This is a genomic window from Aquimarina sp. AU119 (genome assembly GCF_900312735.1).
GTDB lineage: Bacteria > Bacteroidota > Bacteroidia > Flavobacteriales > Flavobacteriaceae > Aquimarina > Aquimarina algiphila.
Genome location: NZ_OMPF01000008.1, coordinates 74,511 through 87,196, shown reverse-complemented (window position 1 = coordinate 87,196; position 12,686 = coordinate 74,511). Strand labels below are relative to the sequence as shown.

The window sequence follows — 12,686 nt, the reverse complement described above, 5'->3', positions numbered from 1 at the left end:
ATAAATTTATTTCTATTTATGTAAATGGACTTCCAAAAAATAAAAAAATCACATTCACGTTGAAAGCAACAAATGCTAAAATCATAATTGGAGTTAAAAAGCGATAGATATTTCAGACTCGAACGGTAATATTAACTTATCTAAACAACCATCTATTGGAGGCAATTCTTCGAGGTAAAACCGTTTTATTATATTTACCGTCGTCATTAATTATAAGAATTATGTGTAGATACGGAATGACTACATACAAACAACATTATGCTTGTTTTGAATGTCGAAAAACATTTAAACGTAAATTATTGGTTGATATTGATAAAGGAGCAGCCTATTCAAAAGATTTTGAAAGTGTTCCTTCAAAATGTCCTGAGTGTAGTGCATTAATGGCAAATATGGGTTTGGATTTCGAATCTCCCAAGAAAAATGACTTAAAAACTTGGAGCCATATGAAAAACTTATACAAAAGCGGAATTACTTTCCACTCTTGTGGTTGTTCTGGACCAGGTTATATTCCAAAAAACAAACCTCAACTATTAGAGTTTTTAAATGAGAAAAGAGAAGGGTTTATTAAACATAAAAGATTCTGGTCTAATAGAATCGAACCAAAGACCAATAGTGAAAAAAATAAAGATTTAGCCAACAACAGTCATTACATATATAGCATACCTAATAAAATAAAATCTGGTACAAAAAAGAACAAAAAAGCTGATAAAGTTTTAGCAGTTCAATATTGGGCTGAAAAAATTGAAGAAATAGAACTTCAGATAAATAAACTAAACTATTGACAATAATACCTATATTGTTATAGCAGCTAATTGATAAATCGAATGACTATTGTATTTTTATAAAAGTGCAATGCCTAACAAAAAGAAAAGCTAGAAATCAATGAGCAGAAAAATCCAAAAAGCATGGTAATTTTTTGCTCTGCTTAGATACATATATTTAACGTTGGTTACAATTCGAATGAGAAATTTTATATACATATTAATCGGATTTCTTGGTTTAAATACAAATGCTCAATTAATCAATGATGAATCTTATTTAGATTTAGAATTTTTAAAATTTAAGACAGAACTTTTGCACTGTGTAATCCAAAAAGATAAAGAAAAACTTAAAGGTTTTCTTGCAAATCGTGTATTAGAAAGTAAAAACACATGTGGATATCCCGGTTGTACTAAGGATGAATTTATCAAATACTATTTTGAAGAAAATTCTGAAGAATCTTGGAAGAATATGCTAACTATTTTAAGATTTGGATTTAGTAGAGTTGAAGATGAAAACCCCAACAATATTATCCCTCATGACAAAATAATATTTCAAGGACCTTCATATTTAAAAAAAGTAGATAGAGATAACGAAATAATCGTAATTGGAGAAAATGTAAATATAAGAGAAAAACCAAGCTTGAAAGGAAAAGTTATAAGACAATCATCTTTTGAAAAGTTTAGTTGTGATTGTAATATTATTACAATGAAGAAAAGTACATATCAAACGGTTGACGGAATAAATTGGCTTGAAATAAAGCTAAAATCCGGACAAGTTGGATATATTTCAGCAGAATTAACTTCTTATTCCCTAATAAAAGAAATGATCATTGCAAAAATAGATGGAAAGTGGAAAATAATATCTTTTTTTAACTCTCCAGGTTGTTAAAAAAAATGTATCCAATATTATACCTAAAAATCAGAGCAAAGTTAAGTATCAATCATAAGGTCATTTCTTTTTTTGCTGTGGCACTAAATTTTTATAACTTAAACAAGAAATAAAAATTGTGTAAATAGATCGATTGGTTCAAACATACTTGCTCCTCTCCTATTCATATATTTAGCGCTACCATTACTACCAAAAATGAATCTAAACTATAAACTTACCAACTTAGATTTTTTAGAATATCAACTATACGCATCTTCAAAATCTAAATCCCATAAAAAGAAACGTCAAAATAGTAGAATTATAATTCCAATTATTTTTTTGATATATGGATTATACTTGACTCTTAAGGACAAAAATTACATTGGAATTTTAGTTTTTGGAATTACAGCAATTTTATGGTTTGCCTTCTACCCTATTTATTCAAGCTGGAGATACAAAAGGCATTTTAAAAAATACGTTGAAGAAAACTATAAAAACCGTATTGATACGTCCGTAGAAATTATCCTTGATGAAAATTTTGTAAGGGCAAAAGACTTCACTTCTGAAACTAAAATAAACGGAACTGAACTTAAAGAATTAATTGAAACAAAAAACCATTTCTTTATAAAATTGACAACCGATTTATCACTTATAGTTCCAAAACATTCGATTAAGGATAAAGCTGAATTTAAAAGATGTCTGGCAGAATTGGGAACCGAATATATTGACGAACTAAATTGGGAATGGAAATAAAAAAGTACTAAGGATAATATACCGTTAGAATGAATCAAAGAACAAGCAACATACTTTTCAATATTGGAATTGCATTTCTCATACTAGGTGGAATTGGATTGACCTTTATGGCTTTTTTTACTTTTATCGGATTACCCATTTTTATTATTGGGATAATTCTCATTTCATTGAGTAAAAAAAAATTAAAAACAAAAATCATATGGATTTTTTCTATGATTACTCTTGTAATTTTATTTTGGCCCATTTGGATTAAAATTAATACTGAAAAACCAGAAACCTACCTCATACCAGAGAATTATTCTGGAAAAATAATAATAGTTTACGGAGAAGATTGTGGAATAGAACCTTTAATAGAAAATGGACGTCGAGTTTTAGAAATACCTAATAACGGAATTTTAATTATTAAGCCTGAATTTGAAGGCGGAATTATTGACCACAAATACTACTTTGTCAACAAAAATAAAGAAAGAACAAAAATTGAACGATATGAGAATGATTCAGATAGAACTCAACATGTTCCGGGAATTCGATTGATCGGTTCTGGAGGAATTGGCGGAATCATGATTGATGGAAGTTCTTCAACAGAATCACCTTTAGCAATACGTTATACAGAATTTGAAGTCTATCAAGACACTCTAACTGATTATAATTCTAAGGAAGAACAAAAGTTTGATTCTTTAATGAAAGATATTGTAAATGAGTGTCGAAACTAAAAAAATAGCGATAACAATACCACATGTAATTAATTATAGGTTCTGTGTATGCTAGTAAAATTCTACGTATTTGCCTCTGGCTCGTCTCGTTTGCTTTTACTAACTTAGTCTTTGCTGATACAACTAACCTTTCATAATCATGTTAGCAAACATAAATTCTAATGGCCTATTCGAAATTAAAATATTCTGAATCTCACCCTTTAAAAGCCGAATTGGTAAATAAAAGATTATTATCTAAGGAAGAATTTGTAAATAAATATGAAAAATTCCCTTGGAAAGAATTGTTAGAGGAACAACTGAATGCAGATGACAAAAACATTCATTGCTCTCCTTCTCTAAATGTTGAAAATAATGATGGAAAATTAATATCGGTTTCCATAGTTGGTCAATTAAATGATTATGAATTTTATGTTTGTTTCAAAAGACCAATAACTCGAAAGAGGAAAAAGTGGTTCGGACTTATCGAATATGATTATTACGATAAAGATTTCTGTAGTGTAATCCCCGAGCAAACAAAAAATGACGGGCTTGAAGCTTTTCTACTCTTTTATGAAGGTAATTTTGAGAAATTGGAAGAAAGGTGGTAAAACCAAAGATTCGTTAACATCAAGAAGTATGATGAAGTAATAACTTATTAGCTCTAGTATATTTGATATGTCATCAAGTTTGTATGAAGTATGAAGAAAAAGTTATAAAATCCGCGTAGATTTACAGATCGTATTATGGTAACATTTTGCCTTGATACAATAAAACCTAATAAACGTTGTACATTATGTGAATTGGATATTCATGAATCATAAAAAGATTTACCGATATACTAATATTGAATTGTTTGACCTCATCAAAAATGGAGTCAATAAAAATGACGTTAAAAAAGCTGAATTAGAATTAGAAACTCGGAATCTGACTCAAAAACAGTTATCAGAAGTCGAGACTGAGTACATCAAGTATAAAAAATTCCAAAATAATCGCAAAACTGCTCCTTTGACAACGAGAGAATGGATACCCCTTTTCTTTTTACCATTTTTTATTCCTATGCAAAGATGGAGAAAGTCTGATCATTTTTCAACGTCAGAATTTGAACGATATGAAAAGTATGGATATGAAGAAAAGGCACGAGAAGCTAGAAAAGTTCGATGGTATGGAACTTTATTCTGGATTTTAATTATAATAAATATCGTGTTTATTCATAATTACCTCACAAGATAAAAAGAGGTAAAAAACACATAATATTGTCGCCAATTAAGTAACAATTTACACGACTACGACACATATATTAAACATTACCTGTACGCCATAAACCATTAATAAAGTTAAATGAAACAAGCAATTATATTATTTACATACTTAATTATTTCAATCTCATTTTTATCATGTAAATCAGAATCAGAGAAAAAAGATAATCAAATAAGGCAATATACTCCAGCGAACAAGAATTTATTCAATGAAATATTAGCTATGGATAAAGAGTTTTTTGACGCCTACAATACTTGTGATTTAAAAAAGCAAGCAGACATTTATAGTGATGATATAGAATTCTTTCATGACAAAGGTGGATTAATGACCTCAAAACAAGATATTATTGATGGAACCAAACGTAATATTTGTGGAAAAGTAACAAGAACACTATTAAAAGAAAGTGTTGAGGTATATCCGATTCACGATTATGGAGCAGTACAAATAGGTTTTCATAAATATTACAACAATCAAGAGCCGGATGCTGAATCAATACCTATGAAGTTTATATTAATCTGGAATAATCAAAATGGAAAATGGAAAATTAAGAAAGTAGTAAGTCTTCATTAAGAAAACTAATTTAAAAAAAAACAGTGGGTAACAATGTATCAAAACACATAAGGTTTTTATACTTAATCTAAAATATATGAATAGAATTATAATCCTATTATCGTTTTTGACAATTGCATTTATATCCTGTAAAACTTCTAAGGAAGAAATTGATCAACTTGAAATTGCAAAGCAATACTTTAAGGTTCTTGACAATTCTGATTATACTGGAATAAAGATTTGGTTTGCAGATAGTTTAATTACCAAAGAAGGAGAATATAAACAGGTTTATTCTCAAAACGAATACCTGGAGTTTCTAAAATGGGATTCTGTTTTTGATCCTAACTATGAAATACTAGAAATAGAGCAACAAGACGGAATTATTAAAGCAAAGATTTCAAAAATGGATAAAAGAATCTTTTTCCTTCATGAAGAACCATTTATAACTAATCAAAGTATAAGGTTTCAAAAAAATAAAATAGTTACTGTAGAAATAGATTACGTGAATTTTAATGAAAAAACTTGGGAGAAAAACAAAACTAAACTCTTAACCTGGATTGACGAAAATCATCCTGAATTAAATGGATTCATATACGACCAAACAGAAACTGGGGGAATAAAGTTCTTAAAAGCAATTGAGCTGTACAAAAACAGAAAATAACGTCCTAAATTACTAGGTGTTATGTCATAGCGATTAAGGGATAGCTAGATGTTTTTTGTATATTTAATATGATACTATGCTTGCAAAATAAAAGCTAGTGAGTAGAAAAATCTACTAATCTTACAAGAGATCGTTGATTAACAACAAAAAATAGATTCTAAATAAAAACGATTAAGAAAACATGACAAATTATATCGACGGATTCGCCCTTCCCATTCCGCAAAATCATCTGGACGAATACAAACATGTTGCCGAAACTGTTGCAAAGATTTGGAAAGAACATGGTGCACTAGCATATTTTGAGTATGTTGGTGAGGATTTAATGTTTGAAGGGACACGTACTTTCCCAGAACTCTTAGATGCAAAAGAAGATGAAGTCATTGTATTTGGATGGGTTGTATTTGATTCAAAAGCAACACGTGACTTAGCAAATCAAAAGGTCGCTAAAGACCCGAGAATGAATAACTTAATTTCCCCATTAACAGATCCTTCAAAAATGATCTTTGATGCCAAACGAATGGTATATGGTGGATTTCAACCTCTCGTCCAATAGATTAACAAGGGGTCTTGATCAGTTATTGACAAAAAATTACAACCGATTTTCTATAACTCACCATGAACAAACTGTTATGTACATCGTCTTAAATTAACTGGTACTAAATGAATGATTTCACAAAAATTGATTATTTAAAATCTGGAAATAAACGTCAACGACAAGCTTATAAAGTGTTGAAAAAAATTAAGATTTTAGATCACCTTAGAAGTTATAACCCAATTTTAACAGGAACAATTCCAATTGATATTGATTTAACCAACAGCGACCTGGATATCATTTGTGAATGTAAAAATTATGAAGAGTTCTATATACTTTTAACTGAATTATTTGCAAACGAAAAGGATTTTCAAATCAGAACCATAAATTGTAATAATGTGAAATCAATACTAGCAAAATTTAGAATCGAAAGTTTTGAAATCGAAATTTTTGGGCAGAATATTCCTACTCAAGAACAAAACGCATATAAACATATGATGATTGAGTATAAAATTTTGAAAAAAATGGGAGCAAAATTTAAGACTGACATTAGGAAACTAAAAAAAGAAGGATTAAAAACTGAACCTGCTTTTGCTAAATTACTAGGGTTAACTGGTAATCCCTATGAAGAATTGTTAAAGGTTCAAATATAAAAACAAAGTATACAATAAGGAAAGTTTATAACCCCTAAAATAGTTCAGGATATTATTTCAAATTTTGTCACTCTTTGTCCTTTTTTGCTAACTTAGTTCACTAGCGTCATATGTCAAACACGAATATCTCATAACAACTTAATGAATACCTTAATCAACCACATCGTTGAACAACTAATTGAAGTCCAGAATGGAAAATTATGGATTGGGAGTAATTTTAATACTAAATTGAATCAAATTGATGAAAATTTGTTTTTCACAAGACCAATAAAAGGTTTGCATAGTATAGCAGAAATAATTTCTCATTTAACCTTATGGAGACAAGAAACCATATTAAAGATTCGAACCGGAAAAGGAAGTAAAACAGACGATTGTGAAGAAAATTGGCTGAATAATCAAAGATTAGAACCAATGGGTTGGCAAAATATCATATTAAAATATAACAAAACCCTAACCGAATTAATAAACCTGCTAGAATCAAAAAGTGATACGTTTCTTGAGGAAGAGTACTATGATACAGATTTTAAAGATTATTATAAATATAGCTTTGTAATCAACGGAATGTTACACCACGATTTATATCATTTAGGCCAATTAGGAATAATCATCAAATATTTGAAAGAAAGTTACAACCAATGACTCATTGCATGTTGTTTACTTGTATGGGACTAAACCTTTATAAATTGAATTAAAAACAATAAAGTAAAAAAATAAACGTCATATTAATTAGAAAAAAATGACAAAAAACATCTATTATGTTAGTGGATTAGGTGCAGATGAAAGAGTCTTTACTTTTTTAAAAATTGAAAATGCTAATGAAACTTTTATTAAATGGTTAGAACCAAATAAAAAAGAGTCACTTGACTCCTATTCAAAAAGGCTGATTGATCAAATTGATAGATCAAAACCAATTATACTTATTGGAGTTTCTTTTGGAGGAATTGTTGTACAAGAAATAGCTAAACATATACAGGTAGAAAAACTTATAATAATTTCAAGTGTCAAAAGCTTTAAAGACTATGGACTTAATCTAAAGCTAGCTAGTTTTACCAAAATATATAAGATTATACCTTCATTTATCCTCAAATGGTCTAATAAATTAACTGCCGATTATTATTTTGGTACAGAGTCAAAAGAAGAATCTAAACTATTAAGTGCAATTATTAATGATACTGATGAAAGATTCATGGTGTGGGCTATTGATAAGATTATGCAATGGAAAAACTTCTCCCAGGGAAAGTATAATATCATACATATTCAAGGTAGTAAAGACAGAATTTTTACAAATAGAAATATAGATAATACAATATGGATTAAAGGAGGTGGTCATTTTATGATCGTAAATAAAGCAAATGAAATATCTGATATTATTAATCAATCTCTAGCTAAGATGTAAAAACACGGTAAATATTAAGAAGCAAATGGCTAAAGATTGAAAATAACTAAAGAACAATTTTATCTAAAAAAAAAGAGATAAATCTAATAGAGATACCTCATTCTATTTCACTTTGGTGAATGTGAATAAACAAGAATTATCTTATTTAGTAATTTAAGTCAATAGGAACAATAAAATGGATTACAAAAACATTGCAAAAAGAATAATTGAATTAAAAAATGCGGACCTTGAACTTAGGGACAAGCTGATACAAACTGGACAACTCGATGAAGGATATAACAAAGAAATGGAGAAATTGCACAACAAAAATGCTGAAGCTTTAGATGAAATAATAGATGCAATCGGTTACCCTACAATTGATAAAGTAGGTAAAGAAGCTAATGAAGCAACTTGGTTAATTATACAACATTCGATCGGGCAACCTTCTTTTATGAAAAAGTGTGAGAAACTATTAGAAAAGGCTGTAAATGATAATAAAGCAAATCCAAAAAATCTAGCGTGTCTAACTGACCGAATAGCTGTATTTGAAGGTAATCCACAACGTTATGGAACTCAATTTGATTGGGATAAAAACAAAGAGTTAAGTCCATATAGTTTTGACGATTTGACCAAAGTAAATCAAAGAAGAAAATCAATTGGACTTAATACACTTGAAGAACAGACAGAAATTATAAGAACACAAGCTAAAAATGAAAATCAATCACCGCCAATTGATTTTGAAAAAAGGAAACAAGAAATTAAAAAATGGCAAAAAAAGGTTGGATGGACAAAATAAAAACTATCAATAACCAACCTGTTTGAATTGAAAAAAGAAATAAGAGAAAATTACTGTTATGGTTTTAGAAGTAAAAATATAAAATCAATGTATAATTGTAAATACCTAGGTAACATTTTGCTCTATCATGACATATATATTAAATGTTGACATTAATTAAAAAATAGGTTAAAGTATAAAAATGAATAAACTCTGGAAGCTTTCTGAAGCTAAATCTGACAAGTTAATTTTGATTAAAAATCAAACCATTTACAAAGGGAATCTTGATCCTGAAAAAATAAACAAATTCAATTATAATATAGAAACTTCCACAAATAATGAAATTGAAAAGGAATTATTCAGTATACCCTACAAATACATAAAAAAAATAATTAACCAAAAGGGGATTAAGCATATAAAGATATTCTTTGGAAAGGACTCAGAAGAGGAGCTCAATGTGGAGGATGAAAAAATAAAAAACGAAATTTTTGATTTTTTAAAAGATGATATTAAAGGATTAAAATATAAATCTGAATTACCAACTTTTTTAAATTATTGTAAAGCTCAAATCTTTGCCATACTAATTTTAACCGGAGTTTTTATATGGAGTATGTATTATGCAATTGAAATCGATAACGGAACCGTTTTTGAATTACGTGGAGGAGGTCGTATCGGATTAGCCGGGCTAGTTTTTATATTAGCCAATCTAGGAAAAGTGAAATTAATTATTGGATATTCTTTATTTTTAGGAATTACTCTTTTATCCCTGTTTCGAAAATTAAAATCTAGAGCAGAAAGACAGATTTTACATAGGTAAAAACTGAAGGCAATACCAAGAATTATTGTACATAAGCTATAGTATTGAAAAGTTTTAGTAGTAAAAGATTAAAAAGAGTACAGAAAAATCACTGAATGAGTAATGTTTTGCTTTGTTATTATACCTATTTATTATGAAATCTAAATTATATACGAAAAGATATTTTTTATTGGTCATACTCTCGTTGGGGTCCTTTCTTAATGTATCATGTCAAGAAACCACATATAAACCCGTTAAGTATCCAAATAATTATAAAGCCCAAATTGACGTAGTCTATACCAAAATAGAGCATTGGGAAGGTCGTATGGATATATATACTAATCCGATTTCAGAAAAACCAACTCCCATTGTTATTAATATTCATGGCGGAGGATGGAATCATGGTGTTAAAGAGTCACAAACTGGTTTTGGATATTTTTTTAAGAAAGGATTTGCTGTTGCCAATGTAGAATATCGTTTGGTAGACGTTTCTCCAGCCCCTGGAGCGATTGAAGACCTTCGATGTGCGCTAATATATTTGTATAAACATGCTAAAGCATTAAACATTGATACTAACAAGATCGTTGTAATGGGAGGTTCTACAGGAGGTCATTTGGCTCTTATGACCGGTTTATTGGGTAATAATAGAAAATTTGATACGAACTGTGAATATGATACTAAAATTAAAATAGCTGCAATTATTGATAAATACGCACCATCAGATTTAACATTAATGATAAAGGGATCTGTCAAAAGATGGCTGGGTGATGCTTATAAAAACAAAGAATTTATAGAATCTGTTTCACCATTTTATTATGTAGATAAAAATAGTCCCCCAATACTAATTATACACGGTAACAAAGATCCATATGTTCCATATCAACAGTCTGTGCTTCTTTATGAAAAATTAAAAGCAAATAACATTAAAACAGAATTAGTAACTATTGAAGGAGGAGGTCATGGAAAATTTTCAAAAGAACAAAGATTAATGTTAAATGAAAAAATATGGAGATTCTTAAACGAATTAGAATTGACAAAGGACTAAGTGTAAATTAAATTTTAGTTGATCTCATAAATACAATTAAAAGTTCACTGCTTTAATCCTGTGCTAATATCATCGTCGAAATGTTATAGATAATTTTAAATCTAAATAAAATTGAATATACGCAAAGCAACAGAGCTTGATTATAATCAAGTTTGGGATATCTTTTCAAAGGTTATTGCAACAGGAGACACATATGTTTTCGATCCAAAAACACCTAAATCTGATTTAAAAAAATATTGGTTTGCAGATTATATGCAAACTTTTATCATTGAAGAAAATAAAACTATTCTCGGAACATACGTTATCAAACCTAATCAAATAGGTTTGGGAAATCATATTGCAAATTGTAGTTATATGGTAAGTCCTAATGCTCAAGGAAAAGGAATTGGAAAAAAACTTTGTGAACACTCTATAAAAACAGCTAAAGAAAGTGGATATAAAAGTATTCAATTTAATATTGTTGTTAGCACAAACAAAGGTGCTGTAGAATTATGGAAACGATATGGATTTAAAATAATTGGAACTACTCCAAATGGATTTAGGCACTCAAAATTAGGATTTGTTAATACTTATATTATGTATAAAGATCTTAGCTAAGAACGAAAAGAAGCACATAAATATCAATATTAAGTGAAATTTAAAAAATTTTATAAAGTGTAGTTACTATACGTCCTTTATTGTCATCTAAAATAACAGACAATAATTGTTTTTCTTCTATTACTTTAAGATTAAATGGTGGAGCCAATAAGTCTAAGCCACTTTGCTTCTTCAGTCTAATTCCTTGTCCAGAAATAATTTCTTTATTAGGCACAAAATCTCCTTTAGGTAAATGTTCTGTTACAATAACATATTTATAATCGATTAATTTATTTACTATACTTTGTACTTCAGTATTGGATAAATGTTGTAGTACTTGTCTTAATAAAGCACAATCTCCAGAGGGTAAATCATCTTCTGCAAGATCTAAACAATAGAATTCTAAATTCGCATCCTTAAATCTTTCTTTATTATATTCTATGAGGTCTTCTACTATATCTACCGCAATATATTTTTTGGTATGCTTTACCAATTCTTTTCCTACATTAAAATCTCCACAACCTAAATCACATACCACAAGGTTTTTTTTGAAGGATGATAAGAATGATGTCAAAACATCAATATATGGATGTACCAATTCGGGATGATGTGACCCTATACCCGAGTAAAAATTAGTTTTGTTATCACCCCAAAGCTTCATTTCATAAACCTGCTCCATAACATCTTTGGTTGGCCAGGGTTTCTTTATTCTTTTAGTCTCATTTTCTTTCTTCTTCATAAACACTCTATACAAGTTATAAAAGTATGATGATATGTATTCAGATGTAATTATAAAACAAACCTACAAATTATATGTAATAACAGATATTCAATTCTCTTTAGCAATCTAATGTGATTTATCCTTTTTGAAGTCAGCAATCCGAATTTATTAGTATTTTAGATTATATAACTAACTATATTGTTTTATGTACGGTACAAATTCTTACGTTAAGTTTTCAAACCTGAATAGATATGAAAGAACAGCAAAAAAATATGATTGAAAACTATGTTACATCATATAATGAGTTTGACATAGATGGAATGTTGAAAAATTTAGACAGAAAAATTGTTTTTGAGAATATGTCTAATGGAAAAGTGGATTTTAGAACCGAAGGAATACTTGAGTTTAAAAATCAAGCAGAATCGGCAAAACATTATTTTAAAAAGCGTAAACAAATCATTAAGTCTTGGAAATTTGATAAACAAAATGTTACTATTGAAATTGACTATAAAGCAATTTTGGCTATAGATCTACCCAATGGATTAAAAACAGGAGAAATTTTAGAGGTGAAAGGCAAATCAGAATTTAAGTTCGAAAATGGAAAAATTAAAAGTATTACAGATAAAAGTTAAATACAAAACACAATAAAACGTATTATTAATTATAACAACG

The 12,686-nt window shown here is 28.7% G+C and carries 18 protein-coding genes; 17 read left to right on the top strand and 1 reads right to left on the bottom strand.

Annotated elements, in window-relative coordinates:
• The first annotated feature begins 155 nt into the window (after positions 1-155).
• From DK442_RS08065 to DK442_RS07990, 16 genes are all read left to right on the top strand, one after another.
• Positions 156-782: a hypothetical protein gene (locus tag DK442_RS08065; RefSeq protein WP_235010921.1), complete on the top strand. Its 627-nt coding sequence runs from the start codon at positions 156-158 to the stop codon at positions 780-782.
• Positions 783-960: 178 nt separating this feature from the next.
• A complete protein-coding gene (locus DK442_RS08060; protein ID WP_109435352.1) occupies positions 961-1,650 on the top strand; it encodes an SH3 domain-containing protein in 690 nt (229 codons plus the stop codon).
• Positions 1,651-1,845: 195 nt separating this feature from the next.
• Positions 1,846-2,382 carry a YcxB family protein gene (locus DK442_RS08055; protein WP_109435351.1) on the top strand — a complete coding sequence of 179 codons (537 nt, stop codon included), beginning with the start codon at positions 1,846-1,848 and terminating at the stop codon, positions 2,380-2,382.
• Between the two features lie 29 nt (positions 2,383-2,411).
• The gene (locus tag DK442_RS08050) at positions 2,412-3,095 is read left to right on the top strand and encodes a hypothetical protein (protein ID WP_109435350.1); all 684 of its coding nucleotides are present in this window, start codon (positions 2,412-2,414) and stop codon (positions 3,093-3,095) included.
• A gap of 161 nt (positions 3,096-3,256) precedes the next feature.
• Entirely contained in the window at positions 3,257-3,682 is a 426-nt protein-coding gene (locus tag DK442_RS08045; RefSeq protein ID WP_109435349.1) for a hypothetical protein, read from the top strand.
• Positions 3,683-3,884: 202 nt separating this feature from the next.
• Complete coding sequence (locus DK442_RS08040; protein ID WP_109435348.1) at positions 3,885-4,304, top strand: hypothetical protein; 420 nt, start codon at positions 3,885-3,887, stop codon at positions 4,302-4,304.
• 108 nt (positions 4,305-4,412) lie between these two features.
• Positions 4,413-4,901 carry a nuclear transport factor 2 family protein gene (locus tag DK442_RS08035; protein ID WP_200825098.1) on the top strand — a complete coding sequence of 163 codons (489 nt, stop codon included), beginning with the start codon at positions 4,413-4,415 and terminating at the stop codon, positions 4,899-4,901.
• Positions 4,902-4,977: 76 nt separating this feature from the next.
• The gene (locus tag DK442_RS08030; RefSeq protein ID WP_109435347.1) at positions 4,978-5,541 is read left to right on the top strand and encodes a hypothetical protein; all 564 of its coding nucleotides are present in this window, start codon (positions 4,978-4,980) and stop codon (positions 5,539-5,541) included.
• Positions 5,542-5,722: 181 nt separating this feature from the next.
• Entirely contained in the window at positions 5,723-6,094 is a 372-nt protein-coding gene (locus tag DK442_RS08025) for a DUF1428 domain-containing protein (RefSeq protein WP_109435346.1), read from the top strand.
• Between the two features lie 107 nt (positions 6,095-6,201).
• Complete coding sequence (locus DK442_RS08020; protein ID WP_109435345.1) at positions 6,202-6,726, top strand: DUF4269 domain-containing protein; 525 nt, start codon at positions 6,202-6,204, stop codon at positions 6,724-6,726.
• Positions 6,727-6,867: 141 nt separating this feature from the next.
• Positions 6,868-7,365, top strand: coding sequence for a DinB family protein (locus DK442_RS08015; RefSeq protein WP_109435344.1), 498 nt, complete (start codon positions 6,868-6,870; stop codon positions 7,363-7,365).
• A 97-nt stretch (positions 7,366-7,462) separates the two neighbouring features.
• The gene (locus DK442_RS08010) at positions 7,463-8,122 is read left to right on the top strand and encodes an alpha/beta hydrolase (RefSeq protein ID WP_109435343.1); all 660 of its coding nucleotides are present in this window, start codon (positions 7,463-7,465) and stop codon (positions 8,120-8,122) included.
• 175 nt (positions 8,123-8,297) lie between these two features.
• Entirely contained in the window at positions 8,298-8,897 is a 600-nt protein-coding gene (locus tag DK442_RS08005; protein ID WP_109435342.1) for a DUF6624 domain-containing protein, read from the top strand.
• A 181-nt stretch (positions 8,898-9,078) separates the two neighbouring features.
• Positions 9,079-9,693 (top strand): hypothetical protein, encoded by a 615-nt coding sequence (locus tag DK442_RS08000; RefSeq protein ID WP_109435341.1) that lies wholly within the window; start codon positions 9,079-9,081, stop codon positions 9,691-9,693.
• Between the two features lie 133 nt (positions 9,694-9,826).
• Positions 9,827-10,717, top strand: coding sequence for an alpha/beta hydrolase (locus tag DK442_RS07995; RefSeq protein WP_109435340.1), 891 nt, complete (start codon positions 9,827-9,829; stop codon positions 10,715-10,717).
• A gap of 111 nt (positions 10,718-10,828) precedes the next feature.
• Positions 10,829-11,314, top strand: a complete 486-nt coding sequence (locus tag DK442_RS07990) for a GNAT family N-acetyltransferase (RefSeq protein ID WP_109435339.1) — start codon at positions 10,829-10,831, stop codon at positions 11,312-11,314.
• A gap of 40 nt (positions 11,315-11,354) precedes the next feature.
• On the opposite strand, the gene DK442_RS07985 is transcribed toward DK442_RS07990, so the two are convergent.
• The gene (locus DK442_RS07985) at positions 11,355-12,032 is read right to left on the bottom strand and encodes a class I SAM-dependent methyltransferase (RefSeq protein WP_109435338.1); all 678 of its coding nucleotides are present in this window, start codon (positions 12,030-12,032) and stop codon (positions 11,355-11,357) included.
• Positions 12,033-12,265: 233 nt separating this feature from the next.
• Between DK442_RS07985 and DK442_RS07980 the strand changes: the two genes are divergently transcribed.
• Positions 12,266-12,646, top strand: coding sequence for a hypothetical protein (locus DK442_RS07980; RefSeq protein WP_109435337.1), 381 nt, complete (start codon positions 12,266-12,268; stop codon positions 12,644-12,646).
• Positions 12,647-12,686: the final 40 nt, after the last annotated feature.